The 21449-nt window shown below is 65.9% G+C and carries 17 protein-coding genes and 8 tRNA genes; 6 read left to right on the top strand and 19 right to left on the bottom strand.

Annotated features, from left to right (window positions below; all coding sequences use genetic code 11):
- Positions 1–3: 3 nt before the first annotated feature.
- The 14 genes from PEM_RS02775 to PEM_RS02710 form a co-directional block, all read right to left on the bottom strand.
- A tRNA-Asp gene (locus PEM_RS02775) sits at positions 4–80 on the bottom strand.
- A gap of 26 nt (positions 81–106) precedes the next feature.
- A tRNA-Val gene (locus tag PEM_RS02770) sits at positions 107–181 on the bottom strand.
- Between the two features lie 11 nt (positions 182–192).
- The gene (locus PEM_RS02765; protein ID WP_005408270.1) at positions 193–465 is read right to left on the bottom strand and encodes an HU family DNA-binding protein; all 273 of its coding nucleotides are present in this window, start codon (positions 463–465) and stop codon (positions 193–195) included.
- Between the two features lie 220 nt (positions 466–685).
- On the bottom strand, positions 686–3136 hold the full coding sequence (lon, locus tag PEM_RS02760; protein WP_111128363.1) for an endopeptidase La: 2451 nt from the start codon (positions 3134–3136) through the stop codon (positions 686–688).
- 143 nt (positions 3137–3279) lie between these two features.
- On the bottom strand, positions 3280–4569 hold the full coding sequence (gene clpX / locus PEM_RS02755; RefSeq protein ID WP_004154600.1) for an ATP-dependent Clp protease ATP-binding subunit ClpX: 1290 nt from the start codon (positions 4567–4569) through the stop codon (positions 3280–3282).
- 126 nt (positions 4570–4695) lie between these two features.
- On the bottom strand, positions 4696–5322 hold the full coding sequence (gene clpP, locus PEM_RS02750; protein WP_004146318.1) for an ATP-dependent Clp endopeptidase proteolytic subunit ClpP: 627 nt from the start codon (positions 5320–5322) through the stop codon (positions 4696–4698).
- Positions 5323–5398: 76 nt separating this feature from the next.
- A complete protein-coding gene (gene tig, locus PEM_RS02745) occupies positions 5399–6694 on the bottom strand; it encodes a trigger factor (RefSeq protein WP_005415468.1) in 1296 nt (431 codons plus the stop codon).
- Between the two features lie 190 nt (positions 6695–6884).
- Positions 6885–6969 (bottom strand) — tRNA-Leu (locus PEM_RS02740).
- A 136-nt stretch (positions 6970–7105) separates the two neighbouring features.
- A complete protein-coding gene (locus PEM_RS02735) occupies positions 7106–7474 on the bottom strand; it encodes a hypothetical protein (protein WP_111128361.1) in 369 nt (122 codons plus the stop codon).
- Positions 7475–7692: 218 nt separating this feature from the next.
- Positions 7693–7768 (bottom strand) — tRNA-Lys (locus PEM_RS02730).
- A 198-nt stretch (positions 7769–7966) separates the two neighbouring features.
- Positions 7967–8042, bottom strand: a tRNA-Lys gene (locus tag PEM_RS02725).
- Between the two features lie 79 nt (positions 8043–8121).
- Positions 8122–8198: transfer RNA gene (locus tag PEM_RS02720), tRNA-His, on the bottom strand.
- Between the two features lie 172 nt (positions 8199–8370).
- Positions 8371–8447 (bottom strand) — tRNA-Arg (locus PEM_RS02715).
- A gap of 39 nt (positions 8448–8486) precedes the next feature.
- A tRNA-Pro gene (locus tag PEM_RS02710) sits at positions 8487–8563 on the bottom strand.
- 180 nt (positions 8564–8743) lie between these two features.
- Between PEM_RS02710 and PEM_RS02705 the strand changes: the two genes are divergently transcribed.
- Positions 8744–9502 carry a Bax inhibitor-1/YccA family protein gene (locus PEM_RS02705; protein WP_005415466.1) on the top strand — a complete coding sequence of 253 codons (759 nt, stop codon included), beginning with the start codon at positions 8744–8746 and terminating at the stop codon, positions 9500–9502.
- Positions 9503–9580: 78 nt separating this feature from the next.
- Here PEM_RS02705 and PEM_RS02700 read toward each other — a convergent pair whose 3' ends face one another.
- From PEM_RS02700 to grxC, 5 genes are all read right to left on the bottom strand, one after another.
- Positions 9581–10489, bottom strand: coding sequence for a LysR family transcriptional regulator (locus PEM_RS02700; protein ID WP_111174850.1), 909 nt, complete (start codon positions 10487–10489; stop codon positions 9581–9583).
- A gap of 53 nt (positions 10490–10542) precedes the next feature.
- On the bottom strand, positions 10543–11286 hold the full coding sequence (locus PEM_RS02695) for a cysteine hydrolase (protein WP_065179771.1): 744 nt from the start codon (positions 11284–11286) through the stop codon (positions 10543–10545).
- Between the two features lie 249 nt (positions 11287–11535).
- Positions 11536–12540 (bottom strand): isocitrate dehydrogenase, encoded by a 1005-nt coding sequence (locus PEM_RS02690; RefSeq protein WP_033835461.1) that lies wholly within the window; start codon positions 12538–12540, stop codon positions 11536–11538.
- Between the two features lie 321 nt (positions 12541–12861).
- Positions 12862–13254 (bottom strand): carboxymuconolactone decarboxylase family protein, encoded by a 393-nt coding sequence (locus PEM_RS02685; protein ID WP_069138941.1) that lies wholly within the window; start codon positions 13252–13254, stop codon positions 12862–12864.
- Complete coding sequence (gene grxC, locus PEM_RS02680; protein ID WP_004154541.1) at positions 13251–13541, bottom strand: glutaredoxin 3; 291 nt, start codon at positions 13539–13541, stop codon at positions 13251–13253. Before grxC ends, PEM_RS02685 begins: the two co-directional genes overlap by 4 nt.
- 88 nt (positions 13542–13629) lie before the next feature.
- On the opposite strand from grxC, the gene PEM_RS02675 reads away from it, so the two are divergent.
- From PEM_RS02675 to ppx, 5 genes are all read left to right on the top strand, one after another.
- Positions 13630–15330, top strand: a complete 1701-nt coding sequence (locus PEM_RS02675) for a M48 family metalloprotease (RefSeq protein WP_181453219.1) — start codon at positions 13630–13632, stop codon at positions 15328–15330.
- Between the two features lie 116 nt (positions 15331–15446).
- Positions 15447–16136 (top strand): phosphate regulon transcriptional regulator PhoB, encoded by a 690-nt coding sequence (gene phoB, locus PEM_RS02670; RefSeq protein ID WP_005408258.1) that lies wholly within the window; start codon positions 15447–15449, stop codon positions 16134–16136.
- Between the two features lie 106 nt (positions 16137–16242).
- Complete coding sequence (gene phoR, locus PEM_RS02665; RefSeq protein WP_061479944.1) at positions 16243–17574, top strand: phosphate regulon sensor histidine kinase PhoR; 1332 nt, start codon at positions 16243–16245, stop codon at positions 17572–17574.
- Positions 17575–17578: 4 nt separating this feature from the next.
- On the top strand, positions 17579–19666 hold the full coding sequence (gene ppk1 / locus PEM_RS02660) for a polyphosphate kinase 1 (protein WP_053500783.1): 2088 nt from the start codon (positions 17579–17581) through the stop codon (positions 19664–19666).
- Positions 19667–19835: 169 nt separating this feature from the next.
- Complete coding sequence (gene ppx, locus PEM_RS02655) at positions 19836–21362, top strand: exopolyphosphatase (RefSeq protein ID WP_005415458.1); 1527 nt, start codon at positions 19836–19838, stop codon at positions 21360–21362.
- Positions 21363–21449: the final 87 nt, after the last annotated feature.

Raw genomic sequence — 21449 nt, 5'->3', positions numbered from 1 at the left:
GAATGGCGGAGCGGACGGGACTCGAACCCGCGACCTCCGGCGTGACAGGCCAGCATTCTAACCAGCTGAACTACCGCTCCACACTCAAACTTTTACCGCGGTGCTGTGGTGGGTGCTGAGGGTTTCGAACCCCCGACCCTCTCCGTGTAAAGGAGACGCTCTACCGCTGAGCTAAGCACCCCAGCGAGCCGCTTAGTTTACAGCATCCTTCAGGGCCTTGCCAGCCTTGAACGACGGATTCTTCGAAGCAGCGATCTTGATGGTGTCGCCGGTCTTCGGGTTGCGGCCGGTGCGGGCAGCACGGTCGCGGACCTGGAAGGTACCGAAGCCAACCAGGGTGACCGCATCGCCGTCCTTCAGCGCCTTGGTGATGGCAGCAACGACGGCATCGACAGCGCGGCTGGACTCTGCCTTGGTCAGGTCGGCAGCTTCAGCAACGGCATCGATCAATTCGGTCTTGTTCATTCTCTACAACTCCTTTGGCGGTGGGTTCCGCTTATTCGACAGGGAAGCAACCGCACGCCATCTGCATGCGGCCGCCATGTGGAAACGGTTCGCCGAATTCCAGCGATCACCAGACTGCGACCACTCATTCGCGAGTGCTGCTTTTATACCAGTGGCCCTACCCCCACGCAAGCTGGAAAGCCAGCAACGACGCGGGTTTCGGGCCATTGGACAGCGCGCGTCAATGCTTGACGCGCGCGTTTCCACTCGGTTTGGCCTTGCTGCGCACCGTGACACGCTGCGCACTCTTGCGCGCCTTCTTCGGTGCCAACGGACGCTCCAGCGCCAGGTCCAGGACTTCTTCGATGTACTTCACCGGCACGATCTTCAGATCGCGGGTGACGTTGGCCGGGATGTCGGCCAGGTCCTTGCGGTTCTCTTCCGGGATGATGACCGTGCGGATGCCGCCACGCAGTGCAGCCAGCAGCTTCTCCTTCAGGCCACCGATGGCAGTGACGCGACCACGCAGGGTGATCTCGCCGGTCATCGCCACATCGGCGCGCACCGGCACCCTGGTCAGCATCGACACCAGCGAGGTGACCATCGCCGCGCCGGCACTCGGGCCATCCTTCGGCGTGGCGCCATCGGGCACGTGCAGGTGTACGTCGTGCTTCTGCAGGAAGTCGCTGTCGATGCCGAAGCCCACGGCGCGCGAACGCACCACCGACAGTGCCGCCGAAGCCGACTCCTTCATCACGTTGCCGAGCTGGCCGGTCAGGATCAGCTGGCCCTTGCCCGGCACCAGGGTCGATTCGATCTGCAGCAGGTCGCCGCCGACCTCGGTCCAGGCCAGGCCGGTGACCAGGCCGATCTCGTTCTCTTCCTCGGCACGTCCGAAGTCGAAGCGACGCACGCCCAGGTACTTGTCCAGGTTCTTGCTGGACACGCTGACCAGCGCCTTGGACTTCTTCGCACCCTTCTTCGCCTTCACCGGCTGCGGGCCAGCCAGCGCGATCTCCTTCACCACCTTGCGGCAGATCTTGGCGATCTCGCGTTCCAGGTTGCGCACGCCCGATTCACGCGTGTAGTAGCGCACGATGTCCTGGATGGCATCACTGCCGATCTCCAGCTCTTCCGGCTGCAGGCCGTTGGCCTTGACCTGCTTCGGCACCAGGTAGCGGGTCGCGATGTTGAGCTTCTCGTCCTCGGTGTAGCCGGGGATGCGGATCACTTCCATGCGGTCCAGCAGCGGGCCGGGAATGTTGAGCGAGTTCGAGGTCGCCACGAACATCACTTCGGACAGGTCCAGGTCCACTTCCAGGTAGTGGTCGTTGAATGCGTTGTTCTGCTCCGGATCGAGCACTTCCAGCAGCGCCGAAGACGGATCGCCACGGAAGTCCATCGACATCTTGTCGATCTCGTCGAGCACGAACAGCGGGTTCTTGCTGCCGACCTTGTTGAGGTTCTGCACGATGCGGCCCGGCATGGAACCGACGTAGGTACGGCGGTGGCCACGGATTTCGGCCTCGTCGCGCACGCCGCCCAGCGACATGCGCACGAACTTGCGGTTGGTGGCCTTGGCAATGGACTGGCCCAGCGAGGTCTTGCCCACGCCCGGCGGCCCGACCAGGCACAGGATCGGGCCCTTCATCTGCTTCACGCGCGACTGCACCGCCAGGTATTCAAGGATGCGCTCCTTGACCTTCTCCAGGCCGTAGTGGTCGGCATCGAGCGTATCCTGCGCGACCTTCAGGTCCTTGCGCACCTTGCTGCGCTTCTTCCACGGCACGCCCAGCAGCCACTCCAGGTAGTTGCGCACGACGGCGGCTTCGGCCGACATCGGCGACATCTGCTTGAGCTTGTTCAGTTCGTTGCGCGCCTTGGCTTCAACCGCCTTCGGCATGCCGGCCTCGGCAATCTTGCGGGCCAGTTCTTCCAGCTCGCCCGGCGCGTCGTCCAGGTCACCCAGTTCCTTCTGGATGGCCTTCATCTGTTCGTTGAGGTAGTACTCGCGCTGGCTCTTCTCCATCTGCGACTTCACGCGGCCGCGGATGCGCTTCTCCATCTGCTGCACGTCGATCTCGCCGTCGACCAGGCCGACCAGCATCTCCAGGCGGTCACCGACGGCCAGCGTTTCCAGCAGGCGCTGCTTGTCGGCCAGGCGCACGCTGATGTGCGCAGCGATGGTGTCGGCCAGGCGCGCCGGCTCATCGATGCCCGACAGCGTCTGCAGCAGCTCCGGCGGCAGCTTGCGGTTGGTCTTCACGTACTGCTCGAACAGCGACATCAGCGAGCGGGCAATCGCCTCGACCTCGCGCGCCTCGCGCTCGTCGGTGGCGTCGATCTCCACGGCCTGGCCATGCAGCGCGCCGTCGCGCTCGTCGACGTGGGTGACCTGCACGCGCGACAGGCCTTCAACCAGCACCTTGATGGTGCCGTCGGGCAGCTTCAGCAGCTGCAGCACCTGCGCCAGCGTGCCGACCTGGTAGAGGTCGGCCGCATGCGGGTCGTCGGTCTCGGCCGACTTCTGCGCCAGCAGCAGGATGCGCTTGTCCGCCTCCATTGCCTGTTCGAGCGCGTGCATGGACTTGTCACGGCCGACGAACAGCGGGATGACCATGTGCGGGAACACCACTACGTCGCGCAGCGGCAGGACCGGCAGGTCGAGGGTTTCACTTGGGGAACGGGCCATGGGGGCTCCAGGGAAGGGGGAAAACCGCCTCCGGGAGGGCATCTTCCGGAGACAAAAAAAGCCGATGGCCCCGTTATGGGGCCATCGGCTTTCAGATGCAAGGCATTCCTTGAAAATCCTTTCCAATCAACAACCTGGAAGGATCACTCGGCGCCTGCGGCCTTCTGTTCAGGGGCCGCCGGGGTCTGGTAGATCAGGTACGGCTCGGACTTGTGCTCGATCACCGATTCGTCCACGACCACCTTGCTGACGTTCTCCTGCGACGGCAGGTCATACATGGTGTCCAGCAGGACCGATTCGACGATGGTGCGCAGGCCACGGGCGCCGGTCTTGCGCTTGAGCGCCTTCCTGGCGATGGCCGACAACGCGTCCGGACGGAACTCCAGCTCCACGTTTTCCATCTCGAACAGCTTCTTGAACTGCTTGGTGATGGCGTTCTTCGGCTCGGTCAGGATCTTGATCAGGGCCGGCTCGTCCAGCTCCTCCAGGGTCGCCACCACCGGCAGGCGGCCGACGAACTCGGGAATCAGGCCGAACTTGATCAGGTCTTCCGGCTCGACTTCGGCCAGCACCTTGCCCACTTCCTGCTTGCGCTCGCTGCTCTTCACCTTGGCGCCGAAGCCGATGCTGCCGACGTCGGTGGAACGGGCCTGGATCACCTTGTCCAGCCCGGCAAACGCGCCGCCGCAGATGAACAGGATGTTCTTGGTGTCCACCTGCAGGAATTCCTGCTGCGGGTGCTTGCGGCCGCCCTGCGGCGGAACGCTGGCCACGGTGCCTTCGATCAGCTTCAGCAGGGCCTGCTGCACGCCTTCGCCGGACACATCGCGGGTAATCGACGGGTTCTCGCTCTTGCGCGAGATCTTGTCGATTTCATCGATGTAGACGATGCCCTGCTGCGCCTTCTCGACGTCGTAGTCGCACTTCTGCAGCAGCTTCTGGATGATGTTCTCCACGTCCTCGCCCACGTAACCGGCTTCGGTCAGCGTGGTGGCGTCGGCCATGGTGAACGGCACGTTGAGCAGGCGGGCCAGGGTCTCGGCCAGCAGCGTCTTGCCCGAACCGGTCGGGCCGACCAGCAGGATGTTCGACTTCGCCAGTTCGACGTCGTCGTTCTTCTGCCGGCTCTCGATGCGCTTGTAGTGGTTGTACACGGCCACTGCCAGCGTGCGCTTGGCACGGTTCTGGCCGATCACGTACTGGTCGAGGACCTCGAGGATCTCGCGCGGCTTGGGCAGCGAACTGCGCGCCGACTGCGCCTTTTCCTCAAGTTCCTCACGGATGATGTCGTTGCACAGCTCCACGCACTCATCGCAGATGAACACGCTCGGACCCGCAATCAGCTTGCGCACTTCATGCTGGCTCTTGCCGCAGAAAGAGCAGTAGAGGATCTTGCCGGTGTCCGTGGAACGACCTTGGCGGTCTTCGCTCATGCTTCGCTTACCCAGTTACCCCACCCGCTGAACGGGGGTTCGATTCGAGAATAGCACAGGGCCGAGGGGACACCAGTCCCACCCGACCCTGCAGGAACGAGGCCTCCCTGGCCCCGTGAAGGCCGGTCAACCGGCCTGGATCGACTCATCCGGACGACGCTCCAGGACCTGATCGACCAGACCGTAGGCCTGCGCCTCGAAGGCGCTCTTGAAGTTGTCGCGCTCGGTGTCACGGGCGATCGTCTCCAGCGACTGGCCGGTGTGCTTGGCCAGCACCTCGTTCAGGCGCGAACGCAGGGTCAGGATCTCGCGCGCGTGGATGTCGATGTCGGTGGCCTGGCCCTGGTAGCCACCCAGCGGCTGATGGATCATCACGCGCGAGTTCGGCAGCGCATAGCGCTTGCCGGCTTCGCCCGCGGCCAGCAGCAGGGCGCCCATCGAGGCGGCCTGGCCGATGCAGGTGGTGCTCACATTCGGCTTGATGTACTGCATGGTGTCGTAGATCGCCATGCCGGCGGTGACCACGCCACCCGGCGAGTTGATGTAGATGTTGATGTCCTTTTCCGGGTTTTCCGATTCCAGGAACAGCAGCTGCGCCACCACCACGTTGGCCATGTGATCGTCGATCGGACCCACGAGGAAGATCAGGCGCTCCTTCAACAGGCGCGAATAGATGTCGTAGGCACGCTCGCCGCGGCTGGTCTGCTCGACCACCATCGGAACCAGGTTCAGGGCTTTGGTTCGGTTGTCCATTACGTGAGGTACCTATCTTGGGGGGCAACAACCCCGCGCCGGCAAAGGCGCGGGGCATCCGGTGATCCGCCCGGGCTTACTGGCGGATCGCGTCCTGGAACGACAGCTTCTCTTCGGTGTGCTGGGCACGCTCGGCGATCCAGTCGATCACCTGCTCTTCCATCACACGGTTCTGCAGGCCAGACATCAACTGGGGGTCGTTGCGGTACATCTCAATGACCTGCTCCGGCTCTTCGTAGGTCGAAGCGATCAGACGCATCGTTTCATTCAGGCGCTTGGCTTCCAGACGCAGGTCGTTGATGCGGGCCACTTCACCGACCAGCAGGCCGACCAGCACGCGCTTGGCGGCAGCGTCCTTGAAGCCTTCGTGGGCATCGGCCGGGATCTCGCCGACGTTCTGGCCGTTGCGGCGCAGCTGCTCGACCTGCTGGGCCAGCATGGCGCGGGCTTCGTTCTCGACCAGGCGCGGCGGCATTTCGACCGAGGAGTAGGCCGCGATCAGCTGCTCGCCCACTTCGCGGCGCAGGCGGTTCATCAACGCACCCTTCAGCTCGCGCTCCAGGTTGGCGCGGATGTCGCTGCGGAACTGCTCCACATCGCCGCCCTTCACGCCGAAGCTCTTGATGAAGGCTTCGTCGACCGCCGGCACGACCGGCTCGGAGACCTCGGTGACCTTGACGGTGACCTGCACGGTCTTGCCAGCCAGCACCGGCACGCGCCAGTCAGCCGGGAACTCGACGTCCAGGGTCTTCTCTTCGCCCTTGGCCAGGCCGACCAGGCCCTTCTCGATGGTGTCGAACATCATGCCCTGGCCGAGCACGATCGAACCCTTCTCGGTGCCCTCGGCCGGCAGGCGCTCTTCGCCGGCCTGCGACCAGGTTTCCACCGCGACCAGGTCACCGTCCTGCGCGCCACGGCTGACCGGGGCCCAGGTACGGCGCTGGTTCTGCAGGTTCTCGATCATCTGGTCGATGTCGGCGTCGGTGATCTCGGCGGTATGGCGCACGACGGTCAGCTTGCTGACGTCGATGTCGCCGAAGTCCGGCACCACTTCCACGGTGGCCACGAAGGAGAACTCACCCTCGTCGCCCTTGTCGATGCGCGGGCTGCCGACGATGCGCAGGTCGTGCTCGCGCACGGCCGCATCGAAGGTTTCGCGCAGCAGGCCGTCCAGCGCCTCGCCACGGACCTGCGCGCCGAAGCGCTGCTCGATCACCTTGGCTGGCACCTTGCCCGGACGGAAGCCCTTGATGCGGGTGGTACGGGCGATTTCGCCGAGGCGGCCGACGATGTGGCTCTGCAGACGCTCTTCCGGCAGCGAGAAGCTCAGGCGGCGTTCCAGGTTGCCGGTGGATTCGATCGAAGCTTGCATGTTGACTCCTGCCACCGGTGGCCCAGGCCCCCGGCTCGATGATTGGGATGAAACGGTTGTAAGGACACGACGTCTGGGACGCGCCTGCTTGCCGCAGCCCTTTAGTTTCGCCCAATTCGGCTTGCACTGCCAGCGCGTGCCGGTCAAGGGGGGCGCAGATGGCCCGATCAGGGCGGGGACAGGCCGGCACTGGTGCGAAAGGGGGGACTCGAACCCCCACGCCTTGCGGCACTGGAACCTAAATCCAGGGCGTCTACCAATTCCGCCACTTTCGCGTGGCCGGCGCAGGTGTTCATTGTCGCAGGCGATGACGGGAAGCGGAAGGCCTGCACAAAACTGAACATGGCGATTGTGCGCAGCCCGCGCGTTGAACCACCCCGGCGAGCGCAAGCTCATCCGGGGTGGCGGGGTTCACTGCTGCGGCCTGGCCTTGGCCGACGCCGTATCGGCACCCTGCCCGGCTGCAGGATCCACCTTGCGGATCTCCACGCCCCCGTCGCCGGTGCGCCGCAGGGCCGCCGACTCCGGCGTGGCCTTGCGCACATCCACCGAACCATCCGCATTGCGCTGCACGTCCACCGCATCGGGCAGGGCCTCCCGCTCTGCCGGCTGAGCCGGCTGCATCTGCATGGCCTCACCGACCGGGCGTGCAGGAGCGCTCTCCGTGCCAGCACCGCGTTCGACGGTCTGCGCGGGATCGTCGGCGGGCGCGCAGGCCGCCAGTGCCAGCAACGCGAAGGAAACCCACAGCGCGCGGTGCAATCGATTGATATGAGCCATCAACATCGTCCTTCGTGCATGCGCCGTCGGCGCGGAAGATCCATTGGGTGCGATGCAGGACGCGATGCGGTGAGATGCAGCGCACAGCATTGAAAACACTGATGACGTGTATGCCGCTGATTTCAGCATTGCTTCAGTCGATCCACGCCAGGCGTGGATGAAATCCCCCAGCGAACAGGCAAAAAAAAAGCCACTTGGCGGACCAAGTGGCTTTTGTCTGGTGGGCTGTCAAGGATTCGAACCTTGGACCTATTGATTAAGAGTCAACTGCTCTACCAACTGAGCTAACAGCCCGAAATCGGGGCGCGAATTATGACCCGATCCGCTCGGTGGGTGCAAGCACTTTTTTCAACGTGGTTGAAACCAGCACTGCGGGCCCCGCTCCTGCTGCAGATCCACGCCGAACGGGTTCTGCAACGCGTGATCCATCGGAACGATGGCAGTCACACCTATAAGAAAAAAGCCACCTGGCGTACCAGGTGGCTTCTGTCTTGGTGGGCCGTCAAGGATTCGAACCTTGGACCTATTGATTAAGAGTCAACTGCTCTACCAACTGAGCTAACGGCCCGTGAAACTCAGACGCACATTGTAGCGTGCTTTCTGTTTATTGCAATACCGTTTCGGCTGCGCCGATGCGGTTGAATCAGTGGGGTGGCTGAGGGGATTCGAACCCCCGACCACCGGAATCACAATCCGGTACTCTAACCAACTGAGCTACAGCCACCACTGAAACTTTCGCTCCATCGCCGATACCACTGACGCCGGAACCTTGAACATTGCCTGGGGACTGTCACCGAAGTTGCGGTCCGCCGAAGCGAGTCCGATATTCTGGTGGAGTCCTTGCGCTTTTGCAAGCACTTCTTCACATCCGTCGATGCGATCCCGGCGCTCGCCAATGGCGCGCCCGACAGGAATCGAACCTGTAACCGCCGGCTTAGAAGGCCGGTGCTCTATCCAGTTGAGCTACGGGCGCCCGAACCGGAACGGTGTCCAATCCGACGTGGCGTGGGATTGGTCGGGGTAGAGGGATTCGAACCCCCGACATCCTGCTCCCAAAGCAGGCGCGCTACCAGACTGCGCTATACCCCGGTCTTGCAATCCCCTCGGGTTGGGCCCGGGGAGTTGGTCATTGTCGCCAAGCGCGTTGGGAACTGTCAACGAAGGATGCACAGATCCCGGGCCTGCCACAACGCCGAAAGCAGTCATCGGCTATGCTGACGCCCATCGGCCGGATGGCCGTCCCGACCTTCATTCGCACGGAGAACACGCATGCGCAGCGGCAACCCGGCTCTTTCCGAGTCGACCTTCCTCGACCTCGCCAGTGGCTCGGTAGTGACCAGCCCCGACCAGGCCATGACCCTCAACGGCACCGCCAACAAGACCGGCATCCTGCTGCTGTTGACCGTGCTGACCGCGGCGTTCGCCTGGAGCCAGGCGGTCGACGAGTACGGCCAGATTTCCGGCAGCGCGAGCCTGTACGCCATCGGTGGCGCGATCGGCGGCCTAGTGCTGGCATTGATCACCATCTTCAAGAAGGAATGGTCGCCGGTCACCGCGCCGATGTACGCACTGGTCGAAGGCCTGTTCCTGGGCGCCGTGTCGGCCCTGTTCAACATGAAGTACCCGGGCATCGTGTTCCAGGCGGTGCTGCTGACCTTCGGCACCCTGGCCGCCCTGCTGTTCGCATACCGCAGCGGCCTGATCAAGGCCACCGAGAACTTCAAGATGGGCGTGGTGGCCGCCACCGGCGGCATCGCCCTGCTCTACCTGGCCTCGTTCGTGCTGGGCTTCTTCAACATCAACGTGCCGGTGATCCACGACTCCAGCTGGCTGGGCATTGCCTTCAGCCTCTTCGTGGTGGTCGTGGCCGCGCTGAACCTGGTGCTGGACTTCGATTTCATCGAGACCGGCGTGGCCCAGCGCGCGCCGAAGTACATGGAGTGGTATGGCGCATTCGGCCTGATGGTGACCCTGGTCTGGCTGTATGTGGAGTTCCTGCGCCTGCTGTCGAAGATCCAGCAGCGCTGAACCAGGCAGAGCCATGAACGACAAAGGGCGCCTTCGGGGCGCCCTTTTCTCTTTGTAACGCGTGGCTGCATTTCCCGGCTAGCCAGCCACCCCAGCCTGTGCAGCGTAGTGCGCCGCAAGGTGTTCGACCAGCGCGCGCACCTTGGGCGCGAGCGCACGTGCATGCGGGTACAACGCGAAGTAGCGCCGCTGGCCGGCATGCCAGGCCGGCAGCACGCGGATCAGACGACCGGCGCGCAGATCCTCCTGCACGGTCAGCGCGGTGAACAGGCTGATGCCCATTCCGGCCAGCGCGGCGGCGTACAGCGCGGGCGTGGCATCCACGCGCAGGCGCTGCCCGGCTTCAACGCTCACGCTGGCGCCGCGCGGTCCCTGCAACCGCCAGGGCGGCATTGACGGCGTGGGACTGAAACCCAGCAGCGTGTGCTGCTCCAGATCCACAGCGTGCCGTGGCAGGCCATGGCGCGCCAGGTAGACCGGTGCGGCGACCAGGATGCGCGGGCAGCTGGCCAGCTCGCGCGCAACCAGCTGGCTGTCCGGCAATGAAGCTGCAATGCGCAGCGCCAGGTCGAAACCACCACCGACCACATCCACCACCTGATCATCCGCCGACAGGTCCAGCGTGACCTGCGGGTAACGCTGCAGGAACGAGGGCAGCCAGTGGGGCAGCTCCTGGCTGGCCACCACCTGCGGCACGCTGATCCGCACGCTGCCGCTGGGCTGCGCCTGCCCGGCGCGAGCACGATCATCCGCCTCCTGCAGGCGGTCCAGCAGCGTTGCCGCCTCGCGGTAGTAATCGCGCCCGGCCTCGGTCAATGACAGCCGACGGCTGTTGCGATCGAGCAGGCGTACCTGCAGGTGCTCTTCCAGCTGCCGCAGTTGCCGCGACATCGCCGAGTGGGTGGTCCCCAGGCGCTCGGCGGCCGCAGTGAAACTGCCCACGTCAACGATGGCGCGCAGCGCACGCAGGGCGGCGAAGTGATCCATCGGCGGGCAGCTCCACGTGGCGGGGCCCACGGCATGCGGGCCCCGCCAGCTTATCAAGCGCCGTCACCGGCCTTGCGTACCGGCAGCGCGAGAATCGCGTCGGTGCTCATGACATCGCCGAAGGCGTCTTCGATCTGCGCCAGCGAGGCCTCATGCAGCGCGCGATGGCCGATGCGACGGCCGCCGGCCAGATCCAGATCGCGGCTGGCGCTGGCATCGGACGAGACGATCACCCGGTAGCCGCGCGGAGCCGCTGCCGCGTCGCGCGCAGCACCGGCCACGCAGGCGTGGGTCTGCAGGCCGGTGACGATCAGGGTGTCGATGCCGGCGTTCTTCAGCATCGGGTCGAGCACCGCGGCGGACGCGCCGGCGAATACGCTGACATTGTCCTTCTGCACCACGGTCTCGCCCTGGCGCGGCTGCAGGTCGCGATGGAAGGCGGCATTGACGCTGCCCTGCGCGAACAAGGGTGCGCCGGCCGGCAGCACGTGCTGGACATGGATCACGCGGATGCCGTGGGCATCGGCGAATTCGACTACCCGCCTGGCCTGGCGCAGTGCGGCCTCGCCATCGGGAATGACCATGCGGCCACCCGCAAAGCCTGGTACGGCCTTGGCATCGAAGTACTCGTTCTGGAAGTCGATCACCAGCACGGCAGTCTTCGCCGCATCCAGCGAGGTCGCGACCGGCGCACCCGCCATATGGCGGATGGTGGGATGGGCCGGCTCGGCAGCAGCAAGCGGGAGGGTGGCGGTCATGCCGATCAGGCTGGCCAGGCCGAAGGCGGTGAGGTTCATGTTCAAGCTCCGGTGCATTGGGAAGTGGGCACAGGATGCCGATCACATTACGCACGAACCAGCCGCCCAGCGGCACATGATCTGTGCGATATACGCACAGAAAATTCCCTGTAGAGCCACCCCATGGGTGGCTGCGGACCGTAGGGGCCCCGTCATCCACGCATGGCGTGGATCTACCGAGCCAGCCCACAACGCAACGGGGCGCCCGAAGGCGCCCCGCTGTAGATCCAACCGAGGTCGGCCGGCCGCTTACAGGCGGCTGGCGATGGCCTGGGCAAAGCTCATGGTGGTACCGGTGCCACCCAGGTCGCCGGTCAGCGAGTCCTTGGCTTCCATGGTCGCCACGATGGCCTTGCGCAGGCGCTCGGCATTCTCCGGCTGGCCGATGTGGTCCAGCATCTGCGCGGCCGCCAGCAGCAGCGCACACGGATTGGCCTTGCCCTGGCCGGCGATGTCCGGCGCGGTGCCGTGCACGGCTTCGAAGATCGCCGCGTCCTTGCCGATGTTGGCACCCGGAGCCAGGCCCAGGCCGCCGACCAGGCCGGCGCACAGGTCGGAGATGATGTCGCCGAACAGGTTGGTGGTGACGATCACATCGAACTGTTCCGGACGCATCACCAGCTGCATGCAGCAGTTGTCGACGATCATTTCCTGGAACTCGATGTCCGGGTACTGCGCGGCGACTTCACGGGCGACATTCAGGAACAGGCCCGAGGTCGACTTGATGATGTTGGCCTTGTGCACGGCGGTGACCTTCTTGCGGCCGGTGCTCTTGGCCAGCTCGAAGGCGTAGCGCACGATGCGCTCGGAGCCCTTGCGGGTGATGCGGGTGCCGGAGAAGGCGGTCTCGCCATCGGCCGACACTTCCTGGCCTTCGGCCAGGTAGGCACCTTCGGTGTTCTCACGGACGGTGATCAGGTCGACGTTGTCGAAACGCGACTTGGTGTTCGGGAAGGTGTGGGCCGGACGCACGTTGGCGTACAGGTCGAAGTGACGGCGCAGGCTGACGTTGATCGAGGTGAAGCCACCGCCGACCGGGGTGGTCAGCGGGCTCTTCAGCGCGACCTTGTTGCGCGCGATCGATTCCAGGGTCACCGCCGGCATCAGGTCGCCGTGCTTTTCCAGGGCCACCAGGCCGGCGTCGGCGTCTTCGTACTCCAGCCCAGTCTTGAGCTGGTCGAGCACGAACAGGGTGGCGTCCATGATTTCCGGGCCAATGCCGTCGCCGCGGATGACCGTAATTTTCTGCGTCATTGATCGATGTTCCGAACAGGGGGAAAAACGCCGTCCGGACGTGCCCGGAAACGCCGGCGCAAAGGAAGTTTCACCGGCAATTATGCCTGAGCCGGGGCCGAGGTCCCAAATAGACCATGGTCCCAGTCCCCGGCTCAGGCAGAATTGCCCGCGGATTCCTCCTCTACCCCCGCCTGTCGGCGCGCCCCTTCAACAAGAAGGGGCTCCTGGGCTGTTGGATCGCGGGACAGGCCCCCTCGCGGGCCCGGTAGTGCCGGCCGCTGGCCGGCAACCCCGGCCATGTCGGGTTCAAGGGATGCCGGCCGCTGGCCGGCACGACCCTCAGTGCTCGTGCGCGGCTGGCGCGGCGGCGCCGCTTTCCAGCTGGTCGAGGAAGTCGACCGCGCGGCGCAGGTGCGGGATCACGATGGAGCCGCCCACCACCAGGCCGACCGAGAAGGTCTCGAAGAACTCCTCGCGGGTCACCCCGGCGTCCTTGCACTGGGCCACGTGGTAGCTGATGCAGTCGTCGCAGCGCAGCACCATCGAGGCCACCAGGCCCAGCAGCTCCTTGGTCTTCACGTCCAGCGCGCCGGCCTGGTAGGTCTGCGTATCCAGCGCGAAGAAGCGGCGCACCACCTGGTTCGGTTCGCCCAGGATGCGCTCGTTCATGCGCTTGCGGAACTCGGTGAACTCGGCGATGCGGTCCTTGCTGCCGTCGTCGGCCGCGCTCATGCCTGGCCCTGCCCGGCCAGCAGCGGCTCGAGCTTGCCTTCACGGTGCAGGGCCATCATGTCGTCGTAGCCGCCGACATGGACGTCGCCGACAAAGATCTGCGGCACGCTGGTGCGGCGGGTCAGCGCCATCATCTTCTCGCGCTCGGCCGGGTCCAGGTCGATGCGGACCTCGGTCCACTGCTGGCCCTTGCTCTTCAGGAAGTTCTTGGCGGCCACGCAATACGGGCAGACGGCAGTGGAATAGATGGTGATGGCGGGGGCACCGCCGGCGGTCTGGGCTGTCACGGGAAACTCCACGATGGATCGACGGTCTACATATGGTACCGGTGCGCTGGAATTTCCACGCCACGGCCGCAACACTGTGGATTAACGAATGGTTGCCCCCCGCCCTGCCACGCTTGGCGCGCCCCGCCCGAGGACCTTCTGCTTGCGAGCCCTGCTGCTGACTACCGCCGTCACCCTGGCCCTGGCCATGCCGCTGGCCCAGGCCCAGGAGAAGCTGCCCGACATCGGCTCTTCGGCCGGCGAGCTGCTGACCCCGGCCCGCCAGGCCGAGTACGGCGCGATGATGCTGCGCGAGCTGCGCAACTACGGCTACCTGCTGGAAGACCCGCTGGTCAACGACTGGCTGCAGACCATGGGTACCCGGCTCGGCTCCAACAGTGACCAGCCGCGGCAGCCGTACACCTTCTTCGTGATGAACGACCGCCAGATCAACGCGTTCGCCACGCTGGGCGGCTACATCGGGGTCAATGCCGGACTGGTGCTGACCGCCGAGCGCGAGGACGAGGTCGCTGCGGTGCTGTCCCACGAAATCGCCCACGTCACCCAGCAGCACGTGCTGCGCGGTGTCGAGCGCGCCCAGCGCGACCAGATCCCGATCCTGCTGGGCATGCTGGCGGCGGTAGTGGCCGCCCAGGCCAGCAACAGCACGTCGTCCGGCAACGCGACGATGGCCGCGATCAGCTCGGGCATGGGCCTGATGCAGCAGCGGCAGATCAACTACACCCGCTCCAACGAGTCCGAGGCCGACCGCCTGGGCATCCGCACCCTGTCGCGCAGCGGCTACGACGTGGATGCCATGGCCGGCTTTTTCGAGCGGATGTCGGCAGCCATGCGCGGCAACGAAGGCGGCTACAGCGTGCCCGAGTTCCTGCGCACCCACCCGGTCAACATCACCCGCATCAGCGAGGCCAAAGCCCGCGCCGAGCAGATGAAGAAGGATACGGTGCTGCTCACCACCAGCACCCCCACCGGCGAGCGCAAGGAGCGGGTGGACCCGGCAGATCCCAGCCTGGGCGAGCCGCTGTTGCGCGGCAACAACCCGCTGCTGCCCGGCAGTGTGCTGCGCCTGCCGATCGGCCAGCTCAACCGTGGCGCCAGCGGTGACTTCGAGTGGGCGCGTGAGCGCCTGCGCGTGCTCAGCGCAGACTCCACCCCCGAGCTGGAGCGCGAGTACGCCGACCTGGCCAAGCGGCAGAAGGACGGCCTCAACGATGCGCAGCGCTACGGCCAGGCGCTGGCGGTGATGCGCGGTGGCCGTGCCGGTGCCGGCCAGGCCCGGCAGACCCTGGCCGGCCTGCTGCAGAGCCACCCCGGCAACCTGTGGCTGGCGCTGGGCCTGGGCGAGGCGGAGTCGCGCGCAGGCCAGGCGGCCCAGGCCAACAGCCGCTTCGAGCAGCTGCTGCGCGAACACCCCAACAGCCGCCCGGTGGCACTGACCTATGCCGAGATCCTGAACGAACAAGGCAGCCGCGAAGCCGGCCAGCGTGCGCAGGCAATGCTGCGCCCCCTGCTGTCGCAAAGCGGTAACGATCCGGTCTTCCAGCAGCGTTTCGCCCGCGCCAGCGAGTTGGCTGGCGACAGCGTGCGCGCCAGCGAGGCCTATGCCGAGGCCGCCTTCCTCAGCGGGCGGCCAGAACAGGCGCTGATGCAGCTGCAGGCGCTCAAGCGCAACCCGGCGCTGGATTACATCGGCCGCGCGCGGGTTGACGCCCGCATCGAATCGATCACCCCGACAGTGCTGGAGCTGCGCCGGCAGGGCGTGCAGGACCCGGACCTGGACCGCCGCTGAGCACCGCATGACCGGCCGATGGCAATCCAGGCCGGTTCCGGCCGGGCAGTCACAAACATGTCATCAAACCGTAGTCTACTGGCACCACTCCAGTAACCGAGCCCTACGGTGTCCTCGTGCAGAAACGCATCCTGATCGTCGATGACGAGCCCGCGATCCGTGAAATGGTCGCCTTCGCCCTTCGCAAGGGCGATTACGAACCGGTCCACGCCGGCGATGCCCGGGAGGCCCAGACCGCGATCGCCGATCGCGTTCCCGACCTGATCCTGCTGGACTGGATGCTGCCCGGCACCAGCGGCCTGGACCTGGCCCGCCGCTGGCGCAAGGAAACGCTGACCCGCGAAGTGCCGATCATCATGCTGACCGCCCGCGGCGAGGAGAACGATCGCGTCGGTGGCCTCGAGGCCGGTGTCGATGACTATGTGGTCAAGCCGTTCTCGGCACGCGAACTGCTGGCCCGCATCCGCGCGGTCATGCGCCGCGCCCGCGAAGATGACGAGGACGGCAGCGTAGCCGTCGGCCCGATCCGTATCGACGGCGCCGCCCATCGCGTGTTCGCCAACGACCAGCCGGTGCCGATCGGCCCGACCGAATACCGTCTGCTGCATTTCTTCATGACCCATCCCGAGCGCGTCTACACCCGCGCGCAGCTGCTGGACCATGTATGGGGCGGCAGCGTGTACGTGGAGGAGCGCACCATCGACGTGCATATCCGCCGCCTGCGCAAGACGCTGGAGCCGTTCAACGCCGAGAACATGGTGCAGACCGTGCGCGGCGCCGGCTACCGCTTCTCCACTGCTACCTGAGTCTCGTCGTGGCGGCACCGCGCACCTGCGGGTGCCGGTGCCGGCAACTCTGCTATAACCCTCGGTTCACCCCAGTGAACCGCCGCACCTCAACGACGAGATCGCAATGCCCCGCCACATCCGCTCTGCCTGGTTGAAGACCCTGGCCACCGTTGCCGCGGTGCTGCTGTTCGCCGGACTGGTGGGGTGGTTCACGGGCCATCTGTGGTTGTGCATCGCACTGGGCGCGCTGGCGACCCTGGCCTGGCATTACTGGCGCCTGCGCAGCGTTCTGCGCCGGCTGACCGCGCGCCAGCGCTGGGACACCGCCGAAGAAGGCACCGGCGTCTGGAACGAACTGGACCGCCTGCTGTACCGCAACCAGGTGGAAATGCGCGTGCGCAAGCGCCGCCTGCTGGACATGCTGCGCAGCTACCGCGCTGCTGCCGCCGCGCTGCCTGATGCCGTCGTCGTGCTGGATCGCAACAGCCAGCGCGTGCAGTGGTTCAACGAAGCGGCTACCGCTCTGCTCGGCCTGCACCATCCCGGCGACCTTGGCGAGGCCCTGGTCGAGCGCCTGCAGCCAATGCCGCTGGCGCACTGGCTGGCTGGTGGCCGCAATGCCGAGCCGATCCTGGACGTACCCTCGCCGGTCGATCCGGCGATCCGCCTGAACCTGCGCCTGATTCCCTATTCGTCGGACTACTGGCTGCTGATCGCGCGCGATGTCAGCAAGCTGCTGCGCCTGGAACAGGTGCGCCGTGACTTCGTGGCCAACGTTTCACATGAGCTGCGCACGCCGCTCACCGTGGTGCACGGTTACCTGGACATGATGGACCCGGAGGATTTCCCGGGAACCGGACCGATGCTGGAAGAAATGCGCAAGCAGAGCCAGCGCATGGCCCAGCTGGTGGAAGACCTGCTGACCCTGTCGCGCCTCGAATCGCAGGAACACAGCGAGGACGAGACCGTGGCCATGCAGCCGATGCTGGCCACCCTGCGCCGCGAAGCCGAAGCGCACAGCCAGGGCCGCCACCAGATCAGCATCGACGACCTCGCCGGCGTTGACCTTCAGGGCTCGACCAAGGAACTGCACAGCGCATTCTCCAACCTGGTCACCAATGCGGTGCGCTATACGCCGGCCGGTGGCCGCATCGCGGTGGAGTTCCGCCGCGAGGGCGACGGTGCGGTGCTGGCGGTGCGCGATTCCGGCTACGGCATCCCGGCCACCCACCTGCCGCGCCTGACCGAACGCTTCTACCGTGTCTCCAGCAGCCGCTCGCGCGAAAGCGGTGGTACCGGCCTGGGCCTGTCCATCGTCAAGCACATCCTCGGCCTGCACCACGCGCGGCTGGAGATTGAAAGCGAAGTCGGCAAGGGCTCGGTGTTCTCCTGCCATTTCGATGCCGACCACGTGCGCCCGCGCGAGTCCGCCCCCCTGACCTCCATCGAAGAATGACGCCATGAGCAGCCTCGGATCCCTCCCCCTCCCCGTGAGCCCGGACAACGATCCGTTGCGTGACCCGGCGCTGTACATCAACCGCGAGCTGTCGCAGCTGGATTTCAACTTCCGCGTGCTGGCCCAGGCGATGGACCCGCAGGTGCCGCTGCTGGAGCGCCTGCGCTTCATGTGCATCTCCTGCACCAACCTCGACGAGTTCTTCGAGATCCGTGCCGCCGCCGTGCGCCACGCGCAGGAGTACGGCCTGCCACCCGCACCGGACGGAATGAGCCCGCAGGCCATCCTGAGCGCCATCCATGACCGCGCCGCCGAACTGGTGGACCAGCAGTACCGCTGCTGGAACGAGACGCTGCGGCCGGCGCTGATGGAGGCCGGCATCGGCGTGCTCGGCCGCCACTCCTGGACCGACCGCCAGAAGCGCTGGCTGCGCGCCTACTTCCGCAACGAGATCATGCCGGTGCTGTCGCCACTGGGCCTGGACCCGGTGCACCCGTTCCCGAAGATCCTCAACAAGTCGCTGAACATCGTGGTGGTGCTCAAGGGCACCGATGCGTTCGGCCGCGCCGGCCACCTGGCCATCGTGCGCGCGCCGCGCTCGCTGCCGCGCATCATCCAGCTGCCGGAAAAGCTCGGCGGGCCCCAGAACTTCGTGTTCCTCTCGTCGGTGCTGTCGACCTTCGTCGATGAGCTGTTCCCGGGCATGGAAGTCCAGGGCGCCTACCAGTTCCGCGTCACCCGCAATTCCGAGCTGGTGGTGGACGAGGAGGAAGTGGAAAACCTGGCGCTGGCGCTGCGTGACGAGCTGGTCGACCGCGGCTACCGGCCAGCGGTGCGGCTGGAGATCGCGCACGACATGCCGCGCGAGATCGTGCGGACCCTGCTGCAGAATTTCGGCCTGACCGAGAACGCGGTGTACCGCATCGATGGCCCGGTCAACCTCAACCGCATCATCCAGCTGTACGATCTGATCGCGCAACCGGACCTGAAATACCCGCCGATGACCCCGCGCACGCTGCGCGACAGTGACGGCATCTTCGAGACGGTGGCGCGCCAGGACCTGCTGCTGCACCATCCGTTCGACGCCTTCACCGCAGTGCTGGACCTGATCCGGCAGGCGGCAATCGATCCGAACGTGCTGGCGATCAAGCAGACCCTGTACCGCACCGGCAAGGACTCACTGATCGTCGATGCGCTGATCCAGGCCGCGCGCAACGGCAAGGACGTGACCGTGGTGGTCGAACTGCGCGCCCGCTTCGACGAAGAAGCCAACCTCGGCCTGGCCGATCGCCTGCAGGAAGCCGGCGTGCAGGTGGTGTACGGCGTGGTCGGCTACAAGACCCACGCCAAGATGCTGCTGATCGTGCGCCGCGAGGGCCGCAAGCTGCGCCGCTACGTGCACCTGGGTACCGGCAACTACCACAGCGGCACCGCCCGCGCGTATACCGACATCAGCCTGATCACCGCCGATGCGGACATCGGCAATGACGTGCACCTGCTGTTCCAGCAGCTGTCCGGGCTGGCGTCGAAGATGAAGCTCAAGCGCCTGCTGCAGTCGCCCTTCACCCTGCACACCGGCATCCTCGGCCGCATCGAGCGCGAGACGCGCATCGCCGCCGCCGGCCGCCCGGCGCGGATCATCGCCAAGATGAACGCACTGAACGAACCGCAGGTGGTGCGCGCGCTGTACGCCGCGTCGCAGGCCGGCGTGCAGATCGACCTGATCATCCGCGGCGCCTGCACGCTGCGACCGGGCGTACCGGGCATCTCGGACAACATCCGCGTGCGCTCGATCGTCGGCCGCTTCCTGGAACACAGCCGCGTCTACTGGTTCGGCAACGACGGCGCACCGGAAATGTACTGCGCCAGCGCCGACTGGCTGGAACGCAACCTGCTGCGCCGGGTCGAGACCTGCTTCCCGATCCTCGATCCGGAACTGGCCAAGCGGGTCTACCGCGAAGTCCTGCAGAACTACCTTGACGACAACCTCAACGCCTGGGAACTGGACGCGCACGGCATCTACCACAAGCGTGCCCCAGCCCACGACGAAGCCCCGCATTCGGCGCAGATGGCGTTGATGCAGGGGCTCTGACCCTGCCCCGGTAGATCCCGACCGCTGGTCGGGATTCGATCGCCACGGGGTCAGATCCCTTTCCTGCGGGAAAGGGATCTGACCCCTTGCAGTCCTGCGGCACGCCCTCTTCCAAAATGTGAAGGCCGCGCGGTGACGAGCACACCGCCCCTTCGGCTAACATTCGTCCATGCCGCATACCACCACGACTCCGCCCGCATTGCAGGATGGCGACCTGCTGGCCGCCATCGACCTTGGCTCCAACAGTTTCCACATGGTCATCGCGCGCTATACGCTCGGCCAGCTGCGGGTGATCGACCGCCTGCGCGAGACGGTGCGCATGGCCGATGGCCTGGATGGCAAGGGTGGTCTCTCTTCCGCTGCACGCCAACGTGCACTGGAATGCCTGGCCCGCTTCGGCCAGCGCATCCGCAATGTGCCGCCGCACCGGGTGCGCGCGCTGGCCACCAACACCGTGCGCCAGCTGCGCTCGCCGCAGTCGTTCCTGGTACCGGCCGAGACCGCACTGGGGCATGCCATCGAAGTGGTCAGCGGGCGCGAAGAAGCGCGCCTGATCTACCTGGGCGTGGCCCACGCGCAACCGCCCAAGCCCGGGCAGCGCCGGCTGGTGATCGACATCGGCGGTGGCTCCACCGAGTTCATCATCGGCATGGGCATGCAGACCCTGGAGCGCGAAAGCCTGCAGGCCGGCTGCATCGCCAGCACCCGGCGCTTTTTCCCCGGCGGCAAGCTGAGCAAGAAGCGCTGGAAGGACGCGCTGGCCGAGATTGGCCGCGAGTTCCAGCCTTTCGCCAGCAAGTACCGCGCGCTGGGCTGGCAGGAAGCGTTGGGCTCTTCCGGCACGCACAAGGCGATCAGCGAGATCTGCGCGACGATGAAGCTGAGCAAGGGCGCCATCACCGCCGAGGCCCTGCCGCAGCTGCGCGATGAACTGCTGAAGGCCAAGAAGATCGACGACATCCAGCTGCCGGGGCTGTCCAGCGACCGCCGCCCGATCATCGCCGGCGGCATCCTGGTGCTGGAAGCGGCCTTCCAGGCGCTGGGCCTGCAGAAGCTGCTGGTCAGCAAGGCGGCGATGCGCGAAGGCATCCTGTATGACATCGTCGGCCGCGCCGGCGAGAACGACCTGCGTGACGAATCGGTGGCTGCTCTCAGCCAGCGCTACGGTATCGATACCGTCCAGGCCGAGCGCGTGCAGGACACCGCGCTGTCCCTGCTGGAACAGGTGCAGGAGCGCTGGAGGCTCGATGCCGACGATGCGCGCATGCTCGGCTGGGCCGCGCGCCTGCACGAGCTGGGCCTGATGATCGCGCACAGCGGCTACCACGTGCATGGCAGCTATGTGCTGGAACACTCGGATATCGCCGGCTTCTCGCGCCAGGAGCAGCAGATGCTGGCGGCCCTGGTGCGTAGCCACCGCCGCAGCGTGACCAAGACCGCCTTCGACGCCCTGCCCGAGCGACTGCTGCTGACCGCACGCCGGCTGGCGGCCCTGCTGCGGCTGGCGGTGCTGCTCAATCGCGCCCACGAAGACGATCCGCTGCCGGCACTGGAACTGACCGCCGACGACAACCGGCTGTCGCTGATCGTGCCGCAGGCCTTCATCGATGCCCGCCCGCTGCTGCGCGCGGACCTGATCGGCGAGACCGATGGCATCGCCGGGCTGGGCATCCAGTTCCGTCCGTTCGTGGCCTGAATACGCTGTCCGCTGTTGTCCACAGGACAACCGGGGTGACGCATTTCCCACTCCCACTTTGCGCAGTCTGGCGGTTTTTTGTGCTGC

This window comes from Stenotrophomonas sp. Pemsol, from assembly GCF_003586545.1.
GTDB classification, from domain to species: Bacteria; Pseudomonadota; Gammaproteobacteria; order Xanthomonadales; family Xanthomonadaceae; genus Stenotrophomonas; species Stenotrophomonas sepilia.
This window is presented reverse-complemented; position numbering and strand designations above follow the sequence as displayed.

Coding starts and splice junctions, on each gene's coding strand:
- PEM_RS02765 (WP_005408270.1), bottom strand. CDS start 465: ATGAACAAGACCGAATTGATCGATGCCGTTGCTGAAGCTGCCGACCTG.
- lon (WP_111128363.1), bottom strand. CDS start 3,136: ATGGCCCGTTCCCCAAGTGAAACCCTCGACCTGCCGGTCCTGCCGCTG.
- clpX (WP_004154600.1), bottom strand. CDS start 4,569: ATGAGCGAAGACCGCCAAGGTCGTTCCACGGACACCGGCAAGATCCTC.
- clpP (WP_004146318.1), bottom strand. CDS start 5,322: ATGGACAACCGAACCAAAGCCCTGAACCTGGTTCCGATGGTGGTCGAG.
- tig (WP_005415468.1), bottom strand. CDS start 6,694: ATGCAAGCTTCGATCGAATCCACCGGCAACCTGGAACGCCGCCTGAGC.
- PEM_RS02735 (WP_111128361.1), bottom strand. CDS start 7,474: ATGGCTCATATCAATCGATTGCACCGCGCGCTGTGGGTTTCCTTCGCG.
- PEM_RS02705 (WP_005415466.1), top strand. CDS start 8,744: ATGCGCAGCGGCAACCCGGCTCTTTCCGAGTCGACCTTCCTCGACCTC.
- PEM_RS02700 (WP_111174850.1), bottom strand. CDS start 10,489: ATGGATCACTTCGCCGCCCTGCGTGCGCTGCGCGCCATCGTTGACGTG.
- PEM_RS02695 (WP_065179771.1), bottom strand. CDS start 11,286: ATGAACCTCACCGCCTTCGGCCTGGCCAGCCTGATCGGCATGACCGCC.
- PEM_RS02690 (WP_033835461.1), bottom strand. CDS start 12,540: ATGACGCAGAAAATTACGGTCATCCGCGGCGACGGCATTGGCCCGGAA.
- PEM_RS02685 (WP_069138941.1), bottom strand. CDS start 13,254: ATGAGCGCGGCCGACGACGGCAGCAAGGACCGCATCGCCGAGTTCACC.
- PEM_RS02675 (WP_181453219.1), top strand. CDS start 13,630: ATGGTTGCCCCCCGCCCTGCCACGCTTGGCGCGCCCCGCCCGAGGACC.
- phoR (WP_061479944.1), top strand. CDS start 16,243: ATGCCCCGCCACATCCGCTCTGCCTGGTTGAAGACCCTGGCCACCGTT.
- ppk1 (WP_053500783.1), top strand. CDS start 17,579: ATGAGCAGCCTCGGATCCCTCCCCCTCCCCGTGAGCCCGGACAACGAT.
- ppx (WP_005415458.1), top strand. CDS start 19,836: ATGCCGCATACCACCACGACTCCGCCCGCATTGCAGGATGGCGACCTG.